Source organism: Aquitalea pelogenes, from assembly GCF_041914625.1.
Taxonomy (GTDB): domain Bacteria; phylum Pseudomonadota; class Gammaproteobacteria; order Burkholderiales; family Chromobacteriaceae; genus Aquitalea; species Aquitalea pelogenes.
This window is the reverse complement of record NZ_JAYSDA010000003.1, coordinates 173,707-191,880: the sequence shown is the minus strand read 5'-3', so window position 1 is coordinate 191,880 and position 18,174 is coordinate 173,707. Positions and strand designations below refer to the sequence as shown.

Annotated in this window: 20 protein-coding genes; 14 read left to right on the top strand and 6 right to left on the bottom strand. The window is 60.7% G+C overall.

Features of this window, described 5'->3' with window-relative positions; all coding sequences use genetic code 11:
• The first annotated feature begins 20 nt into the window (after positions 1-20).
• From ACE3SE_RS04220 to ACE3SE_RS04210, 3 genes are all read left to right on the top strand, one after another.
• Positions 21-1,475 (top strand): biotin carboxylase, encoded by a 1,455-nt coding sequence (locus ACE3SE_RS04220; protein ID WP_199104342.1) that lies wholly within the window; start codon positions 21-23, stop codon positions 1,473-1,475.
• A 62-nt stretch (positions 1,476-1,537) separates the two neighbouring features.
• Complete coding sequence (locus ACE3SE_RS04215) at positions 1,538-2,530, top strand: C45 family autoproteolytic acyltransferase/hydolase (RefSeq protein WP_374554020.1); 993 nt, start codon at positions 1,538-1,540, stop codon at positions 2,528-2,530.
• A 247-nt stretch (positions 2,531-2,777) separates the two neighbouring features.
• Complete coding sequence (locus ACE3SE_RS04210; RefSeq protein WP_374554019.1) at positions 2,778-3,200, top strand: hypothetical protein; 423 nt, start codon at positions 2,778-2,780, stop codon at positions 3,198-3,200.
• A gap of 135 nt (positions 3,201-3,335) precedes the next feature.
• On the opposite strand, the gene ACE3SE_RS04205 is transcribed toward ACE3SE_RS04210, so the two are convergent.
• Positions 3,336-4,190 (bottom strand): endonuclease, encoded by an 855-nt coding sequence (locus ACE3SE_RS04205; protein WP_374554018.1) that lies wholly within the window; start codon positions 4,188-4,190, stop codon positions 3,336-3,338.
• Between the two features lie 192 nt (positions 4,191-4,382).
• Here ACE3SE_RS04205 and ACE3SE_RS04200 point away from each other — a divergent pair, with 192 nt between their 5' ends.
• The 4 genes from ACE3SE_RS04200 (at position 4,383) to ACE3SE_RS04185 (ending at position 8,138) form a co-directional block, all read left to right on the top strand.
• Entirely contained in the window at positions 4,383-5,402 is a 1,020-nt protein-coding gene (locus tag ACE3SE_RS04200) for a LacI family DNA-binding transcriptional regulator (RefSeq protein WP_374554017.1), read from the top strand.
• Between the two features lie 154 nt (positions 5,403-5,556).
• Complete coding sequence (locus ACE3SE_RS04195) at positions 5,557-6,078, top strand: gluconokinase (RefSeq protein ID WP_374554016.1); 522 nt, start codon at positions 5,557-5,559, stop codon at positions 6,076-6,078.
• 27 nt (positions 6,079-6,105) lie between these two features.
• The gene (locus ACE3SE_RS04190; RefSeq protein ID WP_374554015.1) at positions 6,106-7,416 is read left to right on the top strand and encodes an MFS transporter; all 1,311 of its coding nucleotides are present in this window, start codon (positions 6,106-6,108) and stop codon (positions 7,414-7,416) included.
• 218 nt (positions 7,417-7,634) lie between these two features.
• Positions 7,635-8,138: a hypothetical protein gene (locus ACE3SE_RS04185; protein WP_199104195.1), complete on the top strand. Its 504-nt coding sequence runs from the start codon at positions 7,635-7,637 to the stop codon at positions 8,136-8,138.
• A gap of 43 nt (positions 8,139-8,181) precedes the next feature.
• Here the strand turns inward: ACE3SE_RS04185 and ACE3SE_RS04180 are convergent, their stop codons facing one another.
• Positions 8,182-8,472 (bottom strand): putative quinol monooxygenase, encoded by a 291-nt coding sequence (locus ACE3SE_RS04180; protein ID WP_374554014.1) that lies wholly within the window; start codon positions 8,470-8,472, stop codon positions 8,182-8,184.
• Between the two features lie 191 nt (positions 8,473-8,663).
• Between ACE3SE_RS04180 and ACE3SE_RS04175 the strand changes: the two genes are divergently transcribed.
• Positions 8,664-9,845, top strand: a complete 1,182-nt coding sequence (locus ACE3SE_RS04175; RefSeq protein ID WP_374554013.1) for an acetyl-CoA C-acyltransferase family protein — start codon at positions 8,664-8,666, stop codon at positions 9,843-9,845.
• 199 nt (positions 9,846-10,044) lie between these two features.
• Positions 10,045-11,085, top strand: a complete 1,041-nt coding sequence (locus ACE3SE_RS04170) for a substrate-binding domain-containing protein (protein ID WP_374554012.1) — start codon at positions 10,045-10,047, stop codon at positions 11,083-11,085.
• 18 nt (positions 11,086-11,103) lie between these two features.
• Here ACE3SE_RS04170 and ACE3SE_RS04165 read toward each other — a convergent pair whose 3' ends face one another.
• Positions 11,104-12,381, bottom strand: a complete 1,278-nt coding sequence (locus ACE3SE_RS04165) for a haloacid dehalogenase-like hydrolase (protein WP_374554011.1) — start codon at positions 12,379-12,381, stop codon at positions 11,104-11,106.
• Positions 12,382-12,588: 207 nt separating this feature from the next.
• Between ACE3SE_RS04165 and ACE3SE_RS04160 the strand changes: the two genes are divergently transcribed.
• The 5 genes from ACE3SE_RS04160 to ACE3SE_RS04140 all read left to right on the top strand — a co-directional run bounded on the left by ACE3SE_RS04160 (position 12,589) and on the right by ACE3SE_RS04140 (position 16,227).
• Entirely contained in the window at positions 12,589-13,356 is a 768-nt protein-coding gene (locus ACE3SE_RS04160) for a DeoR/GlpR family DNA-binding transcription regulator (protein ID WP_374554010.1), read from the top strand.
• Positions 13,357-13,464: 108 nt separating this feature from the next.
• Positions 13,465-14,394: a CysB family HTH-type transcriptional regulator gene (locus ACE3SE_RS04155; RefSeq protein ID WP_374554009.1), complete on the top strand. Its 930-nt coding sequence runs from the start codon at positions 13,465-13,467 to the stop codon at positions 14,392-14,394.
• 123 nt (positions 14,395-14,517) lie between these two features.
• Positions 14,518-14,883, top strand: a complete 366-nt coding sequence (locus ACE3SE_RS04150; RefSeq protein WP_374554008.1) for a hypothetical protein — start codon at positions 14,518-14,520, stop codon at positions 14,881-14,883.
• A 118-nt stretch (positions 14,884-15,001) separates the two neighbouring features.
• Positions 15,002-15,556, top strand: a complete 555-nt coding sequence (gene pagP / locus ACE3SE_RS04145; protein ID WP_045848016.1) for a lipid IV(A) palmitoyltransferase PagP — start codon at positions 15,002-15,004, stop codon at positions 15,554-15,556.
• A gap of 272 nt (positions 15,557-15,828) precedes the next feature.
• Complete coding sequence (locus ACE3SE_RS04140; RefSeq protein ID WP_374554007.1) at positions 15,829-16,227, top strand: hypothetical protein; 399 nt, start codon at positions 15,829-15,831, stop codon at positions 16,225-16,227.
• Between the two features lie 86 nt (positions 16,228-16,313).
• Here ACE3SE_RS04140 and ureG read toward each other — a convergent pair whose 3' ends face one another.
• From ureG to ureE, 3 genes are read right to left on the bottom strand one after another with little or no spacing between them, the layout of a single operon-like run.
• Entirely contained in the window at positions 16,314-16,925 is a 612-nt protein-coding gene (gene ureG / locus ACE3SE_RS04135) for an urease accessory protein UreG (RefSeq protein ID WP_045848014.1), read from the bottom strand.
• A 26-nt stretch (positions 16,926-16,951) separates the two neighbouring features.
• Entirely contained in the window at positions 16,952-17,635 is a 684-nt protein-coding gene (locus ACE3SE_RS04130) for an urease accessory protein UreF (RefSeq protein ID WP_374554006.1), read from the bottom strand.
• Positions 17,632-18,129: an urease accessory protein UreE gene (gene ureE / locus ACE3SE_RS04125; protein WP_131354452.1), complete on the bottom strand. Its 498-nt coding sequence runs from the start codon at positions 18,127-18,129 to the stop codon at positions 17,632-17,634. The genes ACE3SE_RS04130 and ureE overlap by 4 nt, the downstream gene beginning before the upstream one ends.
• Positions 18,130-18,174 lie beyond the last annotated feature (45 nt).

Here is an 18,174-nt window from a genome sequence, read left to right as displayed (position 1 = left end):
CCGTTCAGGGAGAACCAACCATGCAAAAAGTCAGCAATATTTCCGATCTGCGCCTGCTGTTTCACCGCAATGAACGGCCGATCTACTTCATCAGCGCCACCAATTTCAATCTGCTGGGCATAGACCAGTGGGTAAACCGCTTCAAGTACATCAACTACATCGACTGTTTCGATGGCCGCCACCCCAATGTCTTTGTGCCGCCTCAGTTGCCGCACGAAGAATTCCAGTCCATCGAAGACATCAATAACTACCTGCTGCAGCACAAGGACGTGGTGGATTATGTCGAGCGCGCCGGAGGTCGGCCGGTGGCGGTATTCCTGATGTTCGATGCAGAAACCGAACGGCTGTGCCATGAACTGGGCATCGAAGTATGGTTTCCCAGCGCCAGCTTGCGCGAGCGCTGCGACAACAAGATGGAAACCGTCCGCATCGGCAACAAGGCCGGCGTGCCCTCCGTCCCCAACGCCCTGTGCAAGGTGGATAGCTATGCCCACCTGCGCGAGATTGCCGACGCGCATGGCCTGGGCGAACAGCTGGTGGTGCAAACCGCCTTTGGCGACTCCGGCCACACCACCTTCTTCATTTCCAGCGAAGCCGATTTCGACCGTCACGCCCAGGACATCATCCAGGACCCTGAGGTCAAGATCATGAAGCGCATCAACTGCCGTGGTGCCACGCTGGAAGCCTGTGCCACCCGCAGCGGCACCCTGGTGGGGCCACTGCTTACCGAGGTGGTGGGCGAACCGGAGCTGACCCCCTATCGCGGCGGCTGGTGCGGCAATGAAATCTTCCCCGGCGCCTTCAGTGAAGAAGTACGCGCCAAGGCACGCGAAATGGCTTACCGTTTTGGCAACCAGTTGATGGCTGAAGGCTACCGTGGCTATTTCGATCTGGATTTCCTGATCGACAAGGACACTGACGAAGTCTATCTGGGCGAGCTGAATCCGCGCATTTGCGGTGCCAGCCCGATGACCAACCACGCAGCCTTTGCCTATGCCGATGTGCCGCTGTTCCTGTTCCATCTGCTGGAATTTTCCGGCATCGACTTTGAACTGGATGTGGAAGAACTGAACGCCCGCTGGGCCAACCCGGCCTTCATCGACAGCTGGAGCCAGCTGGTAATCAAGCATACCGCCAACAATGTGGACATCATCACCCATGCCCCGGCCACCGGCATCTACCGCATGGCAGAAGACGGCTCGGTGTCCTACCACCGCTTCGATTACAAGCGCCAGGATATCGAATCGGAAAACGAAGCCTTTTTCCTGCGCATCAGCGGGCCGGGCGACTATCGTTATGAAGGGGCGGACCTGGGCATCCTGATTACTCGTGGCCGTTCGATGAGCGACGACTTTGCGCTCAATGACCGCGCGCGCCACTGGATAGCCGGCATCAAGAAATACTATGCAGCCAAGCCCATCATGGCAGTGCATGATGAAAGCCTGCCTGCACCCGGAGCCTTCAAGATCCTGTAGTCCCCGCTACCAACCTGGCAGTCGCCTGCAGCACGGCGGTGGCCTCAGCCCCAGTGAGACACATGCGCTGTACATTTGAAGCGATAAGAGAAGATACGCCGGGAGCACGCTGGCAAGCACTGTTTCAATTACGCTGGCCGGCCTATCAGCAGTGGTTCCTGCGCGATGGCTACCGGGCACGGCCCTCTTACCTGGCAGGACGGCGCGCACTGCGCCAGCACATGCCGGAGCTGTCCGGGCTGTATCAGCAATTGTGCGAACTGGCTGGCGGTGGCGATCTGGAAGCCCGCTTCCTGTCGCAATGGTGCCCACCCTCCTATATCACCGGCTGTTCGCAGGCCGTCTGGCTGGACCCGACCGGGCAGGAAGGCCCCTTACTGGCGCGCAATTACGACTATGCTCCAGCCCTGCTGGAAGGCAGCTGGCTGTCTACACGCTGGCTGGGCCGCCAGGTGCTGGTGATGAGCGATTGCCTGTGGGGTGCGCTGGATGGCATCAACGAAGACGGCCTCGCCGTTTCCCTGTCGTTTGGCGGGCGCACGGCAGTGGGCGAAGGTTTCGGCATTCCGCTGGTGCTGCGTTACCTGCTGGAGGCAGCCAGCAATACCGCCGAAGCCATCGCCATCCTGCAGCGGCTGCCGGTACACATGACCTACAACATCAGCCTGCTGGACCAGCACAGCCACTGGGCCACGGTATTTGTCGCACCGGACCGGCCGGCCGAAGTGGTGCATCGCCCGGCGGTGGCCAACCATCAGCATGGGGTGGAATGGCAGGCCCATGCCAGGGCGACACTGTCGGAAGAACGCGAATGGATGTTGAGCCAGGGAGTGCGCAAGGCAGAACATGCGGATGATGTGGTACGTACCCTGTTGCGGCCACCCTTGTTCCAGACTGCCTATGGGCGCGGCTATGGCACGCTCTATACGGCGGCCTACCATCCGCACACCCTGATGGCCGAACTGTTGTGGCCAGACATGCGCTGGCCGCAATACTGCCTTGATGTGCAGGAAGGCGTGCTGAACGTGCGCTTTGATGCCAATCACAGCCTGTAATGCCAGCGGCAGCCAGCGCAGTGGCTTGCTACGGCTGCTGGCTTGCGATCCTGTTTGATCACAAGCCGACGCATTCATACAGCATGAAAAAACGGGTCAAATCATGACAGAATGACTATTTGTCATGAAAAGGTAATAATTTATTCGCATTGGCTGTGGCAGACTGTGCCTTGCTTTTACAACATATATGTACAGTTGTTATGACTGCTTCGTCCAGTAATACACCGTACCAGCAAGGATCATTACCATGAATGCCGCCAAGAAAATCCGTCGATTCATTGAAGAAAACCAGGACCCGGAACAAGTCCAGGTACTCAAGGATCTGGCAGCGGCGCTGGAAATGGGACGTGCTTTTGACCTCGGCAGCCTGTACCAGATCGATATGCGCTATTTCGAAGTTGCCCTCGACCTGCTGAAAGACTGGCGATTTGATCACCACATCGCCGCCCGCAGCAAGCTGCTGGAGCAGCTGCTGACCGAGATCGCCCCGGACCTGCGTGCCGACAACAGCAGTGCCGCACCGGCAGCTGCGGTTGAAACCAGTGTGGAAGCCGCAGAAACCAGCAGCCCGGAACAAGCCGGCAAGGCCGACAGCGCTGCACCACAGACCGAACCGGCAGCCAGCAGCAAGCCTGCCACCAGCCGCCGTCGCAAAGCCGCCGCCGAGTAAGTCTGGCTGTCAGCCGTTATGACTCAGAGCGGCTGACATTAGCGTAGCGTCCCTTGGGCAAGGCGCGCCGACACCGACACTACAAGGGAACGGCAAGGAAGCGCAACGCAGCAGCAGGGGCTTTGTCAGCGGCGCTTACTGGCATAGTTCCGCCAGCCGCTGCGGCTGGCTGACCAGGTAATTGCCCTCCCCTTGCAGGCTGACAATGCGCGCATTACGGCGTGTCTCCCAGCTGTCCACCGGGTACTGCCTTGCCCAGGCACACATCAGTTGCCGGTCCTGCCGGCTCATGTTCAAACCGTAGCGCTGATGCATGTACAAGGTGATGCGGGCAGCACGCCCGCGTACTTCCTCGCGCGGTTGCACCCGCTTGCCGGCAAAATCCACCACCGTGCCGCACTGGCCGTAGATGCGTGCCGGCTGCTTGGCCCAGGCGCCATAGGACAGATTGCTGCGATCGGCATTCACCTCGCCCACGGCCGGAACCAGATTGTTCAGATCCCCCTCCGCCTGCCGGAATACCGCATCATTGGTCGCGCAATTCTTGCGTCCACCTGCCTGCCAGCACTGGCGCTGATGTCCCAGCACCCAGGCGGGCACCACATGTTCCCATTCGATACGCTTGGCCCGCTCCGGATTCTTGCGTGGCACATAGCCACAGGACAGCCAGTCCACCTCTTTGCCCTCATATGAGCAACCGCAGTAGAAATCCTGCTGCATGCCAGCAAATACCCTGGGCAATACACGTTTGGCGGCGATGAAGTCGCGATGCCCCACTGCCTTTTCTCCACGCACCAGCGGCGATAGCTCCACCTTGTCCTGAGCCCGATCCGCCCGTGCGGATTGGCCTGTGCCGCTAACATCCAGCTGGCGCACAACTGTTTCGCCCAACTGGGCCAGTGTTTTCACTTCGCGCGGCAGTTTGACCGCCCCGTCCTTGTCACAAGCGCCCAGCGCCAGTAGCAAGACGGCTAATACCAGTTTTCTCATTGTTGGCAAGGCCAGCATCATGCCATTTCGTACTGGCCACATCCTGTACTTTAGGGAGGGGCACTATAACCGCAGCCAGACCATTTTCAAACCATCTGCGGTAGAGATCTGCCAGCAACCGGCACGCCGCCTGCGTTACAATCCCGCCATCAGGCCAGTTGGCCTGGCCATTCACAGCAGATCAGGTCCCGCATGTCCAGAAAACCCCGCTTGCGTTCCGGCACTGGCGTCACCATGCATGATGTCGGCCAGGCCGCCGGTGTCAGCGCCATTACCGTCTCCCGCGCCTTGCACTCGCCAGAGCGCGTGTCTACCGCCCTGCGTGAGAAAATCCTGCAGGTGGTGGAACAGCTGGGCTATGTGCCCAACCGCTCTGCCCGCCAGCTGGCCTCGGCCCGCTCCCATACCGTACTGGTGCTGATTCCCTCACTGAGCAATACCGTTTTCATTGATGCACTGGCCGGCATCGAGTCGGTGTTGCAGCCGGCCGGTTACCAGATGCTGATCGGCAATACCCATTACAGCGACAGCGAGGAACTGGCCCTGCTGCGTGCTTATTTGCAGCACAGCCCGGACGGCCTGCTTGTCACCGGGCTGAACCAGTTGCCCGCATTCCGCCAGATCGTCGCGCAGCAGGCACTGCCCGCGGTGTACATGATGGATTTGAGTGAAGACGACAGGCCCTGTGTCGGCTTTTCCCAGGAAGCCGCTGGTGCCAGCATGACCCGCCATCTGCTGGAGCGCGGCAAGTGCCGTATCGCCTTTCTGGGTGCACAGCTGGACGAACGGGTGATCAAGCGGCTGCATGGCTATCGTTTGGCATTGCAGGAGGCCAGCTGTCACGACCCGGCGCTGGAATGGCTGAACCCGTCACCCTCCAGCATGCAGATGGGTGCCGACATGCTGGATGCGCTGCTGGCTGCCCATCCTGACTGTGACGGTATTTTCTGCTGCAATGACGACCTGGCCATCGGTGCGATTGCCCGCTGTCAGCAACGCGGCATCGCTGTGCCCGCGCAACTGGCCATCGGCGGCTTCAACGACCTGCAAGCCGCCGCCTGGACCACACCAGCCCTCAGCAGCATTGCCACGCCACGCTTTGACATTGGCGTGGCTGCCGCACGCCTGTTGCTGCAACAGCTGAATGGCGAAGCCATGACGTCGCAAAAGCTGGATCTTGGCTTCCAGCTCAAGATACGCGGCAGTTCCTGAGCGCCGTCCCGCACAAGCTACAAGCCCCCTGTCCGCCCATACTGGCATTGCTGCCATGCAGCACATGATTTGATTGCCGCGCCGATATTGTTAGCGCTAACATCGCGCCAGATTGCTCAGGCAAATTTTTTTATCTCAATTTGTTAGCGCTAACATGAAAACTCCGAACATTGTGGTGATGGGCGTGGCCGGCTGCGGCAAGAGCAGCCTTGGCCAGGCACTGGCTGCCGCCCTGTCATCCGCCTACATCGAAGGCGACCGCTTTCATCCACCGGAAAACATTGCCCGCATGCAGGCAGGCATTGCCCTGACCGACGCCGACCGCGCCGGCTGGCTGGCACAACTGGCCGCGCAACTGGCCAAGGCCAGGGCAGAACAACAAGCCGTGGTGCTGGCCTGTTCAGCCCTCAAGCAGCGCTACCGCGACACCCTGCGCAGCGGCGACCCGGACTTGCTGCTGGTGCACCTCAAAGGTGACAAGGCGGTCATTGCCGAGCGCATGGCGGCCCGTGATGCCCATTTCATGCCGACTTCACTGCTGGACAGCCAGTTTGCCGACCTGGAGCCACCGGAAGCACAGCGCGAAAACGTCATCACGCTGGATGTCAGCCAGCCCCTGAGCACCTTGCTGCAACACAGCTTGCAGCAGATAGCACAACGTCAGTCCCAAGCATAAAAACCGAGACAACAGAGGAGACTTCAGGTGACACAACAATCAACTCCACATCGCAGCACACCACGCCGCTGGCGCATTGGCGGACTACTGGGCATTGGCGTACTGGTGAATTACTTCGACCGCATCAGCCTGTCTGTAGCTGCTCCGCAGCTACAGCAGGAATTTCATCTTTCCAGCAGCGATCTGGGGATTTTGTTCAGTGCCTTTTTCTGGACCTATGCCTTATTGCAGATTCCGACCGGGCTGATCCTCGACCGCTTCGGCGTGACCCGCGTCGGCCGCTGGGGGGCCTTGTTGTGGGGAGTGGCCTCCACCCTGACCGCCTGTGCCGGTGGATTCGGCGGCGTGTTTGTCGCCCGCGCCTTGCTGGGCGTGGCCGAAGCACCGGGCTTTCCGGTCAGTGCCAAGGCTACCGGCTACTGGTTTCCGCGCCGCGAACGCGCGATGGCAACGGCCTTGTTCGATGCGGCTGCCAAGTTTTCCAATGTGATTGGCGTGCCGCTGGTTGCCCTGACCGTGGTGAACCTTGGCTGGCGCTGGGGCTTTGGCCTTACCGCCCTGCTCAGCCTGGCGTATTTTGTCGCCTTTACCCTGATTTATCGTGACCCCAGCCAGGACAGCAAATTGTCGGCCGAGGAATACCGCCACATCACCGAAGGCGGTGCCGCCGCCGAAGGGGTAAGCCAGGCCGGATCGCTGGCCATGCTGGGCTACCTGTTACGCCAACGCAAGGTATGGGGTTTGTCCATCGGCTTTGCCGCCTATGGCTATGTGTTTTACCTGTTTCTCACCTGGCTGCCCGGCTATCTGGTGCAAACCATGCACATGAGCATTCTGAAATCGGCCAGCTATGCGGCCATCCCGTGGATATTCGCCACCCTGGCCGACCTCCTGGTGGGCGGCTGGCTGATTGACCACCTGATTGCCCGTGGCCATGACGAAACCCAGGTGCGCAAGGGCGTATTGCTGGGTGGCATGCTGCTGGGGCTTGCCGTATTCGGCACCACCACGACCAGCGACCCGCTGATTGCCATTGTGTGGATCAGCATCGCCCTGAGCGGGCTGGCTGCCGCTGCGCCGGTAGGCTGGTCGCTGCCTTCGCTGATTGCCCCGCGTGGCGGTACCGGTACGGTGGGCGGCATCATGAATTTTGCCAACAACATGATGGGCGCGGTGGCACCGATTGTTACCGGCATCATCGTGGGCAATACCCACTCCTTCACCAACGCCTTCCTGATTGCCGGTTTCATGCTGTTGATCGGGGTGCTGTCCTTCCTCTTCCTGCTGGGTCGCATTGAGCCCATTGCAGAACCACCAAGCACGGGCGACGCAGCCTGAGTCAAGGCTGATACAGGCTGCACGGTTTGCAAGCGACCCGCCTGGCGGGTCGTTTTGCTGTCAATGCTGCAGTGCCTGTGTAAATGGCCAGTTCCATCTGACAGCTCCGGCTGTAAATATCGCCAGGTCGCCAAGCAAGCAACCGTTACAGGCAGATCCCCCGGCTGCTGATGGCGCGCTATGCCGGCCACACCCCTTCACCCCGCTGAGGAGTTCACATGGAACAGCATCACGCCAGTGTTTTCATTTATCCAACCCACGCAGAAGCCGAACAAGCCATCCGCATCCTGGACCGCGCCGGTTTCGACATCAAGCAACTGTCCATCATCGGCAAGGGTTATCACAGCGAAGAACATCCGGTCGGGTTTTACACCACCAGCGAAAAGATCAAGACCTGGGGTGGCGTTGGCGCATTCTGGGGCGGCCTGTGGGGGCTGCTGTTTGCTCCCGCCGTCTTTCTGCTGCCAGGCGTCGGGCTGCTTGCCATGGCAGGCCCGATCGTCACCACACTGGTCAGCGCCGTGGAAGGTGCCGTGGTGGTTGGCGGGGTTTCCGCCCTGGCGGCAGCGCTCACCAAACTGGGCGTGAAGAAAGAAGACGCCGTGGAGTACGAGTCGGCACTGAAGGCTGACAAATACGTGCTGCTGGTGCACGGTTCTGCCGCCGATCAGGACAAGGCACAAACCATCCTGAGCAATGCCGACGCCTGGAAATCTGCCTGATATCCCCTGCCGCCAGTGCGCAGCTGCGCCTAGGCGGCAGTTTTCAATCCAGCGCGTGCAACAGTTTCACTTCCACCGGTGCCGCCAGCTTGTCGGCCACCCAGGCCCGGTAAGCCTGGTAATGCGCAGAAGCGCGATGGGCCTCCACCGCAACCATGTCGCGGTAGCGTTCAAACACATGCAGCACGTCGGCAGCACCCTCTTCCTGCAATACCTGGTACACCTCACAGCCTGCTTCCGCCAGACTGTCCCGCTGCATGTCACGCATGGCATCACGCAGCGCCAGGCTGTACTCGGGCAGGCAACGCAAACTGGCAAAGATAAATACGCTCATGTTTTCCCCCTGGAATAAACTGCTTTGCGGTCGTCAATCATACTGCAAAGCAGCAGTGCCAGACTGTAGCTGCGCCCAGCCCCTTTGCTGACGACATTGCATGGACCACAAACCAAGCAATTGCTTGCTTGCATATATTTGTGACTGGTAAGGTGATGGCTTCAAACAACACGACACGGGAGAAACTGCAAATGAAACAACGCGATATCGTGGTATTGAGTGCCGTGCGTTCGGCGATCGGTACGTTTGGCGGCGGCCTGAGCCACCTGGAACCGGCCGAACTGGGCGGTATGGTGATGAAGGAAGCCGTGCTGCGCTCCGGCGCAGACGCCAGCAAGATTCACCACGTAACAGTGGGCAATTGCATTCCGACAGAAAGCCGCTATGCCTATGTGGCACGGCTGGCTTCGATTGCGGCCGGTTTGCCGATGGAATCTGTCGCCATGGCAGTCAACCGCCTGTGTGGTTCCGGCTTGCAAGCCGTGGTGTCCAGCGCCCAGGCCATCATGCTGGGTGACTGTGACTATGCCATCGGCGGCGGGGTGGAAGTGATGTCACGCGCCGGCTACCTGTTGCCGCAATTGCGCAGCGGTGCGCGCATGGGCGACGTCAAGGCGCTGGACATGATGACCGCCGCGCTGACCGACCCCTTCGGTGTGGGCCACATGGGCATTACCGCCGAGAACCTGGTGGACAAATGGCAGCTCAGCCGCGAAGAACAAGACCAGTTCGCCCTGGTTTCGCAACAGCGCGCGGCCGCCGCCATTGCCGATGGCCGCTTTGCCAGCCAGATCGTCCCCATCGTCAGCCAGACCCGCAAGGGCGAAGTGGTGTTTGATACCGACGAACATCCGCGTGCCACCACGCTGGAGGCGCTGGCCAAGATGAAACCGGCATTCAAGAAGGACGGCTCGGTCACGGCGGGCAATGCCTCGGGCATCAATGATGGTGCGGCCTTCCTGGTGCTGGCCAGTGCCGAAGCCGCTGCGGCGGCCGGACAACAGCCGATGGCACGACTGGTTTCCTACGCAGTGTGTGGCGTGCCCAACCACATCATGGGCGAAGGCCCGATTCCTGCCACCCGCGCTGCCTTGCAACGCGCAGGGCTGACGCTGGACCAGATGGATGTGATCGAATCGAACGAGGCCTTTGCCGCGCAATCGCTGGCCGTGTGCAAAGCGCTGGAGCTGGACCCGGCCCGTGCCAACCCCAATGGCGGTGCCATTGCCCTGGGTCACCCGATTGGTGCCAGCGGCGCCGTGATTGCCACCAAGGCCTTGTACGAACTGCAACGCATCAATGGCCGTTATGCACTGGTCACCATGTGTATTGGCGGTGGACAAGGCATTGCCGTCATTTTCGAACGGCTCTGATCCTGCGCCATTGCACTGCAACCGCCCGCCTGCCGGGCGGTTTTTGCTGGCCATTATCTGCGGCAGGACAAGCAAGATGCATATTCAATACACATATACGGCCTTGGCCCTATAAAATGGCAGTAGCGTAGCGCTCTGTACAGCCTGCCAGTTGACTCTTTACTCCAACCCCCATGGGCCATCAAGCAGAAAGGTTGCCATGGCAATCAAACGCACACTGCTGATAGTGCTGATGCTGGCCAGCCAGGGCCTGGCGGCGGCATTGGCTGAGCAGCGCTGGGACGGCCCACGCAGTGGACCTCCCCGACAGCCGGGCCATTATCAGGTGCTGTATCTGGCGCAGGATCTGCGTAATGGCGGCATTGCCGGCAGCTATCGTGCCTTTGCCTCTGCCGCTGCGCTATTGGGATGGCAGTTACAGATGATCGATGGCAAGGGCAGCAGTGCGCTGCTGCGCCAGGCGCTGGCCAGTGCCATTAGCCAACGCCGGGTGCAAGGGGTGATTCTGGGTGGCATTGCCGCCAGCGACATGAGGGTGGAAATCGGTGCGGCCAGGCAGGCCGGCATTCCGCTGGTTGGCTGGCATGCCACCGCCACGCCCGGAGCACAGGACGGGCTGTTCTTCAATGTCACCACCGACCCGCAGGAAGTGGCGCGGCTGGCCGCCAGCTATGTCATCCAGCAAAGCCAGGGCAAGGCTGGCGTGGTGATCTTCAACGACGAGCGCTTTGACATTGCCAATGCCAAAACCCGCTTCATGCAGCAGACACTGGCACAGTGCAAGACCTGCAAATTGCTGAGCGTGGAAAACATCCCCATCAACCATGCGGCAGAACGGATGGATGCGGTGGTCAGGCAGTTGAACCAACGCTATGGCAAGCAATGGACGCACACGCTGGCCATCAACGATGTCTATTTCGATGAAATGAACTATCCGCTGCTGCATGTGCAGCGTGCGGACATCCGCAATGTCTCCGCCGGAGACGGTTCCAGCAAGGCCATCACCCGTATCCGCGCCGGTTTGTCACAACAAAGTGCAACCGTGGCCGAACCACTTGCGGCGCAAGGCTGGCAGATGGCGGACGAACTCAACCGCGCCTTTGCCCATGCCAGCCCCAGCGGCTATGCCAGCAAACCCATCCTGCTTACCCGTGAGGTGTTGCAACAGCTGGGCGAGCAGGACATAGATGCCGCCCTGCCCTACCAGCAAGCCTATCGCGCCATCTGGCGCTTGCGCTGAGCCACGATTGCTGCCCGCTCAGGCCAGCAGCTTGCGCTCGGTCTTTCCGTATTTGAGCGACTTTTCATCCGGCAACATCAAACCGGTGGCCTCGTCACGCCCTTGCAGGATGAAGCGCGCCTGCGGCTGACCCAGTTGCTGGGCGGCCAGCTGGCTGTCTGCGCCGATTTCACCCTTTTTCATGCGGTTGACGATCAGCCCCACCGAGGTATCGGCAAAGTCACGCAGCATCCAGGCATCGCCATCGCTGTCGCCTGCCACCAGCACCGGGCCATAACCCTTTTTCGCCTGCAACTGCTGGCGGATGCCCACGGTCTTGCCAGGACCCCAGTTGAAATGCCAGCCCGGCAGATAGCGGTCGGTGTATTTGCCATCGGCCATGTCCAGTCGCAGGCCGATGACATTTTCCGCTGGCACGCCATAGCCAAAATCGGCATGCCCGGCAAACACCCGTACCACGTCGTCGATGGAGGCGGTGCTGACATACACATCAATGCCGTTGGCGCGCAGGGTATGCATCAGGCCGCGGATTTCCTCATGCACGCGGATGCCATGAAAATGGGTATCGGCCACTACCCCGGCCTTGCCCGGCAGGGTTTCCGGGCTTTGGTAACGCACCTTGCGCAGGCCATCCCCCAGCGCCGCCTTGTTGGAGGCCATGGCCATGGCCTGCAGTTCGGCCGTGCTCATGTTCTTGTAGAAATAGATGATCCACTTGTAGCCGATTTCCAGCGGGAAGCTGTCGCAGATGGCGTCATACATGAAGTAAAGCTTGGCGCGGAAATCCTTGAACTGGTCGCTGGCCTGCACGTCCTCCAGGCTGCGGCTGCCGGCCAGGCCCTGATAGTTGGCATATAGCCAGCGATAGTCCGCCACCACGTCGGCCGCGATGTCGGCCATGCGTACCGGCTTGCCATCCACCGTCTTGTAGTCGGCCATGAAGGTTTCATCCGGCACGTCACGCCACACGACCTGGTGGAACTCCTCCGGCGTCAGCTTGTACTGCAAGTGGTTGATCTGGTACATCAGCAAGGCTTCTTCACAGTCATTCATGATGCAGGTGTTATCCCAGTCGAACACGGCGTAAGGCTTGCGGTCGGCACGGTAAGCGGGGCTGTGGCGGCCATGCTGGTCCAGCAGCAATTGCAGGCGCGCCGCATTGCGAGGTGACCAGCGTGCGCTATCCAGCGGAACGCTGGCCGTGCTGCTCTGGGCACGGGCTGAAGAAGAGGCCAGCAACAAGGGGCTGCTGGCGGATACGGCGGCAAGGGCATGAATGAACTGGCGGCGTTGCATGGTATCTCCCGATCCGGATGACAAAGGAAGACGGGAGGCCATGCCAGCCCGTCAGCATGGCCAGCATAATAAACACCCAACATTACAACTTTGCCACAAAAGTACACAAAGCGCGCAAATCCGACCTGCAAATCCCAGCAGGCGACCGGCTTGACAGGGCAGCTAAGCCAGGGAGAATGAGCAGGCACTTATCAGGTGGAGAAGCCCATGTGGCAAGAAGAGCGCTACCAGCGCATCCGTGCCTTGCTGGCACTGGAGCAGCGCATCAGCACTGACCGGCTGGTCAGGGAGCTACAGGTATCGCGGGAAACAGTCAGGCGGGATGTCGCCGCGCTGGAAGCGCTGGGACAGTTGCGCCGCACCCATGGCGGCATTGTGCGTCCCAGCGCAACGGAAGCCCCGATTGCCGAACGGGCGCAGCTCAATGTCCGTCTCAAGGAAGACATTGCCCGCGCGGTGTGCAGCAGGCTCAGTGCCGGGCAAACCGTGTTCATTGATGCCGGCACCACCACCGCCCTGCTGGCCCGCCAGCTGGCCGGGCTCTCCGGCCTGACCATCATCACCAATGCCTTTGATGTGGCGCTGGCTTTGCGCCAGCCGGAGGGCGGCAAACGCCATCAGGTCATCATGCTGGGGGGTGAGCTGGGCGAACGTGCCGCAGCCACGGTGGGCGGCAGCACTGTCAATGCCATTCGCCATTACCGGGCCGACATTGCCCTGCTGTCTCCGGTTGGCGTCAGCGCCGGGATGGGGGCCAGCAATTACGATCACCACGAGGCCGAAGTGGCCCGTGCCATGAGCGAGCAGGCCGATCAAACCTTTATCCTGGCCGATGCCAGCAAGCTGGGCCTCAGCAGCCGCTTCAGCCTGTGCCGGGCGGAAGCCATCGACCTGCTGGTCAGCAACCGGCAGGACGCCCCGTCGCCAGCCTGCGAGGCACTGGCAGCGCAAGTGGGAGAGCTGTGGCTGGTTTGACGGATCAAGCTGATACCAAGATGGCATATGCAAACAAGTAAATGTTATTTTTGTTATATTAAAAACAGAAATATCCTGCTTTGAGTTATATAAATTCAAGGCATGGTCATGAACTTCCAGCAACTGCGCATCATCCGCGAAACCGTGCGCCAGAACTTCAACCTCACCGAAGTCGCCAACGCGCTGTACACCTCGCAATCCGGCGTCAGCAAACACATCAAGGACCTGGAAGACGAACTGGGTGTCGAACTGTTCGTCCGCAAGGGCAAGCGTTTTCTGGGGCTGACCGATCCGGGCAAGGAATTGCTGATCATCGTGGAGCGCATGCTGCTGGACGCCGGCAACATCAAGCGCCTGGCCGAACAGTTCAGCCTGCGCGACGAAGGCCAGCTGACCATTGCCACCACCCACACCCAGGCGCGCTATGCGCTGCCCAAGGTGGTGACTGCCTTCAAGAAAGCTTTTCCCAAAGTACATCTGGTGCTGCATCAGGCCAGCCCGGAAGAGCTGGTGCGTCTGCTGCAGTCCGGTGATGCCGATATCGGTATTGCCACCGAAGCGGTGGCCGAAGTGCCCGAGCTGGTTTCCTTCCCCTACTATGGCTGGTATCACAGGGTGATTGCCCCGCCGGATCACCCGCTGCACCAGCAAACCCTGTCGCTGGAAACGCTGGCCGAATATCCTATCGTCACCTACCACCAGGGCTTTACCGGCCGTGCACAGATTGACCGTGCCTTTGCCCGCGCCGGGCTGGTGCCGGACATCGTGATGTCGGCACTGGATGCCGATGTGATCAAGACCTATGTGGAACTGGAACTGGCAGTCGGCATTGTCGCCTCCATGGCCGTAGACCCGCAGCGTGACCAGGCGGTGAAAGTGGTGCAGGGCCAGCCGCTGTTCGGCCAGCAAACCACCCGCATTGCCATTCGTCGCGGCCATTACCTGCGCAGCTATGCCTACCGCTTCATCAAGCTGTGCTCGTCCGCGCTGGATGAAAGCACGGTGCGCAGCGCACTGAACCCGGCCCTGCAGGACTGAAACGGCAGGCAACGCCCGGCATTACAACTATTGATGTTTCTTGCCGCAAGTTGACGTACGGACAGGGTATGGTGCGGGGTTTCCCACCATACCCTGCTCCAGGCAGGCCAGGACTGCCGTGCCATGCTCAAGGCGCTTTCCCGACTGATCTCACGACGCCCGCCACTGCCCGCGCTGACGCATGCCAGCATCAACACCCTGTGCCATGATTTTCTGCCACGCGTCCAGTCGCTGAACCGCGAACGGCTGGACACCATCCAGCAACAGCCAGTGCAGCACCCGGCGCTGTTCCGGGAAGACAGCATGAACCTGTACCAACGCGCGAGCCTGTATCTGGAGTACGGCGAATGGCACAAGGCACGCCAGTTGCTGGACGCGGCGGCCCGACGCCTGCAGGCGCACGCCCCGGATGCCGCTGCCACCTTGCTGCATTTGTGCCGCGACATGCAGGCGGCCGAGCTGCAACAACGGGAACTTCTGCGCAACTAAGCCGGTCTAGCCGAGCTGACTTGACCTGCTGGCCAGTACAGGTAACATCCCCAGCCCTGCCCTATTTTTTGCAATCGTGCTGCCGTTCTGGCTGGCAGCACACCGCCAGTTGAGATTCATGTCCGCTTACACCCGCCTCAGCACCGCCCTTGTCCTTGGCAGCGCCTTGTCCTGTCTGTTCTCCAGCCCGGCCCGCGCCGAATCCTGGCTGGAGAGTGCCAGCAATGAAGTCCAGCATGTCTGGAACGATGGCACGCTGGATGCCTATCTGCCCTTGAACACCTATCACATGCGCTGGGCCTATACCAAAGAGAAAATCGCCGAGTTCAACGAAAACCCCTGGGGTTTTGGCCTGGGCCGCAGCCTGCGTGACGACAATGACAACTGGCATGCGCTGTACGCCATGGCTTTTCTCGACTCGCACAAGAAGGTAGAGCCGATTGCCGGTTATGCCTATACCCACCCCTTTTTCCGCGCAGGTGAGTGGCGTGCCGAAATCGGCTATACCGCCTTCATCACTTCGCGCACCGACACCCTGCACTCCTTTCCCTTCCCGGGTGTGCTGCCGCTGGTGGGTATCAGCTATGGCAATCTGACCATCAACAGCACCTATATTCCCGGCGGCAAGGGCAATGGCAACGTGCTGTTTACCTTTGCCCATTACCACTTCTGAGTGCGGCTAACAAAAACCCTGCTGCTACGCTGCGCCTCCTTGCCCTACCCTTGTACTGTCGGCGTCAGCGCGCCTTGCCCCGGGGACGCAACGCTATTTTGTCAGCCGCTCCAAGCCCGGATACTTGCCCCGGCAGCGCATGTAAAACATGTTAAACGGGGCTAATTGGCTTCACTTCGCTCAAAGCGGTGTAAAGCTGGCAGCCACAAGCTTGTAGCGCTGCCAGCGCCTGACTAAGGTGGGCGCATTGTCACCATGAAGGCAGGACTCTCATGCGCCCCTCTCACTTTATTGTTGTCAGCGCCACGCTGGGCCTGCTGTTGTGCAGCACCAGCCATGCGGCAGACAGCAACATGCCGTCTGACTCAGCTGCACACCGATGCCAGGCCGGGCATCAGGATGCCTCGGAAGCTGAGCACAACCAATGCGATCCACACGGCCCGCATCCGGCCGATGAGCATGGACACATGCCACCACCGCCGCACGAGCCGCCGCTGGCTGCCGTCAAAGCCTGCGTGGGCAAGAAGACAGGCAGCAAGACCACCATTTACCTGCACGGCGACAGCATTCCCGCCATATGCCAGCCCTACGACGGCATGGTACTGGCCAAGCCGCTGCGTCCGCTGCTCCCGCCGCCGCCACCAGATGAAGGGCCACACGCTCCGCAGTAAGAGCACGGCTGCAATGACAAGACAAGGCCGGGCAAAGCCCGGCCTTGTCACATCAACCCACCATCTGTTTGCCCAGAACAACTGGCTTACAGCTTGAGCATGCCCTTCTCCTCGATGATGGCGATGATGTCCGCCAGGCCCTGCCCGCTTTTGAGATTGGAGAACACAAAGGGCCGCTCGCCGCGCATCTTGCGTGCATCGCGCTCCATCACCTCCAGTGAAGCGCCCACCAGCGGTGCCAGGTCTATCTTGTTGATCACCAGCAAGTCGGATTTGCAAATACCCGGCCCGCCCTTGCGCGGAATCTTGTCACCGGCCGACACATCGATCACATAAATGGTGAGGTCGGACAACTCCGGGCTGAAGGTGGCGGCCAGATTGTCACCGCCGCTTTCGATGAAGATGACGTCCAGCCCCGGATGACGGGCATTGAGCTGTGCCACCGCTTCCAGATTGATGGACGCATCCTCGCGAATGGCAGTGTGCGGGCAGCCGCCGGTTTCCACGCCAATGATGCGGTCCGGCGACAGCGCCTCGTTCCTCACCAGAAACTGGGCATCTTCCTGGGTGTAAATATCGTTGGTGACCACGGCAACGTTGTAGATGTCGCGCAGGGCGCTGCACAGCGCCCAGGTGAGGTGGGTCTTGCCCGAGCCGACCGGCCCGCCGATTCCAACGCGCAAGGCGGTTTTCTGCATGGTGTATCTCCTCTGGCCTGTTTCGCTCAGGAGCGGAACAGGCGGCTGTACTGGGTTTCGTGTTTCATCGCCGCCCACATCAGGCCGGGGGCGAAATTACTGTGCTGTCCGGCAGGCAGGCTGATGGCGCGCTCCACCGCCTCCGCCAGCGCGGGCAGCAGGACCGACAGCAGCAGCTGGCCTGCACTCTGGCCCATGGGCATGGCCTTGAGCAGCACCATCACCTGGTTTTCCAGCCAGCTCCACAGCAGCGCCGTCACTGCTTCGCGCTCGTCTATGCCCAGCGCACGGGCCGCCAGCGCCCATGCCACCGGCAGGCAGACGTCGCCATTGGCCAAGCCATCCGGCCAGCTCATGGCCTGGCCTTCCGGCAAACCCGCCAGCAACTGGCGCAGCGAGTAGCCCATTTGTATGGTTTCCTGTCTTTGCTCGCGGCAATCGCGGCTGGCCAGATAACGCTGGTTGAGCCGGTACAATGCAGCCTCGTCGCCGTCGGCCAACGCGTGCAGCATGCGGGAGAGCATGGCGGCATCAAAATGGCAGACCGGGCCTTGCAAGACATCATGCAACCACTGCTGCGCGCTGGCGGCATCGTGTACCAGGCCCAGTTCCAGCGCGCTTTCCAGCCCCTGCGAATAGCTGAAACCGCCAATCGGCAGACCGGGGCTGGCCAGGCGCAGCAATTGCAGCAAAGGCAGCAGTGCGCTCATGCCGGCTGACCGAACAGATGCAGCTTCGGCGCGTACTGGAAGGCGGCATCCTTGCCGTGCGAATGATGATGGCCACCGCCGTAGGCTCCGCTTTCCGGATTGAACGGCGCAAACAGCCGGCTCACTTCAGCCCCCATTTGCTGCAGCATCTGCTCCAGCACATAGTCGTCCAGCAGCCGCAACCAGCCCTCGCCCACCTGCAAGTGAACGTGACGATTGCCCAGATGGTAGGCCGCACGGCACAACGCTTCCGGGCTGGCGCAACGCACATGCAGCAGGGGCTCGTCCGCCGCCAGTATGCGCACCACGCGGCCATCTTCCGCCCGCAGGCACTGACCATGCGCCAGCGGTGCGCCGGCGGATAAAAACAGGCCGGCTTCCTCGCCATCCACGGTACGGGTACGCAGCCGGGTCTTGCTGCGCAATTCAAAGCTGAGCAGCAAGTCGGCATCACTGCGGCAGGCTTGCGGCAGTCGCTCGGTAATCACCAGCATGTTCTTTCCTTGTTTGTCTGTTTTCCGGGCCGCAACCCGGTGGTT

What these genes read in the sequence shown, in the direction of transcription:
- ACE3SE_RS04220 (WP_199104342.1), top strand. Translation starts at nt 21, where the DNA reads ATGCAAAAAGTCAGCAATATTTCCGATCTGCGCCTGCTGTTTCACCGC.
- ACE3SE_RS04215 (WP_374554020.1), top strand. Translation starts at nt 1,538, where the DNA reads ATGCGCTGTACATTTGAAGCGATAAGAGAAGATACGCCGGGAGCACGC.
- ACE3SE_RS04210 (WP_374554019.1), top strand. Translation starts at nt 2,778, where the DNA reads ATGAATGCCGCCAAGAAAATCCGTCGATTCATTGAAGAAAACCAGGAC.
- ACE3SE_RS04205 (WP_374554018.1), bottom strand. Translation starts at nt 4,190, where the DNA reads ATGAGAAAACTGGTATTAGCCGTCTTGCTACTGGCGCTGGGCGCTTGT.
- ACE3SE_RS04200 (WP_374554017.1), top strand. Translation starts at nt 4,383, where the DNA reads ATGTCCAGAAAACCCCGCTTGCGTTCCGGCACTGGCGTCACCATGCAT.
- ACE3SE_RS04195 (WP_374554016.1), top strand. Translation starts at nt 5,557, where the DNA reads ATGAAAACTCCGAACATTGTGGTGATGGGCGTGGCCGGCTGCGGCAAG.
- ACE3SE_RS04185 (WP_199104195.1), top strand. Translation starts at nt 7,635, where the DNA reads ATGGAACAGCATCACGCCAGTGTTTTCATTTATCCAACCCACGCAGAA.
- ACE3SE_RS04180 (WP_374554014.1), bottom strand. Translation starts at nt 8,472, where the DNA reads ATGAGCGTATTTATCTTTGCCAGTTTGCGTTGCCTGCCCGAGTACAGC.
- ACE3SE_RS04175 (WP_374554013.1), top strand. Translation starts at nt 8,664, where the DNA reads ATGAAACAACGCGATATCGTGGTATTGAGTGCCGTGCGTTCGGCGATC.
- ACE3SE_RS04170 (WP_374554012.1), top strand. Translation starts at nt 10,045, where the DNA reads ATGGCAATCAAACGCACACTGCTGATAGTGCTGATGCTGGCCAGCCAG.
- ACE3SE_RS04165 (WP_374554011.1), bottom strand. Translation starts at nt 12,381, where the DNA reads ATGCAACGCCGCCAGTTCATTCATGCCCTTGCCGCCGTATCCGCCAGC.
- ACE3SE_RS04160 (WP_374554010.1), top strand. Translation starts at nt 12,589, where the DNA reads ATGTGGCAAGAAGAGCGCTACCAGCGCATCCGTGCCTTGCTGGCACTG.
- ACE3SE_RS04155 (WP_374554009.1), top strand. Translation starts at nt 13,465, where the DNA reads ATGAACTTCCAGCAACTGCGCATCATCCGCGAAACCGTGCGCCAGAAC.
- ACE3SE_RS04150 (WP_374554008.1), top strand. Translation starts at nt 14,518, where the DNA reads ATGCTCAAGGCGCTTTCCCGACTGATCTCACGACGCCCGCCACTGCCC.
- pagP (WP_045848016.1), top strand. Translation starts at nt 15,002, where the DNA reads ATGTCCGCTTACACCCGCCTCAGCACCGCCCTTGTCCTTGGCAGCGCC.
- ACE3SE_RS04140 (WP_374554007.1), top strand. Translation starts at nt 15,829, where the DNA reads ATGCGCCCCTCTCACTTTATTGTTGTCAGCGCCACGCTGGGCCTGCTG.
- ureG (WP_045848014.1), bottom strand. Translation starts at nt 16,925, where the DNA reads ATGCAGAAAACCGCCTTGCGCGTTGGAATCGGCGGGCCGGTCGGCTCG.
- ACE3SE_RS04130 (WP_374554006.1), bottom strand. Translation starts at nt 17,635, where the DNA reads ATGAGCGCACTGCTGCCTTTGCTGCAATTGCTGCGCCTGGCCAGCCCC.
- ureE (WP_131354452.1), bottom strand. Translation starts at nt 18,129, where the DNA reads ATGCTGGTGATTACCGAGCGACTGCCGCAAGCCTGCCGCAGTGATGCC.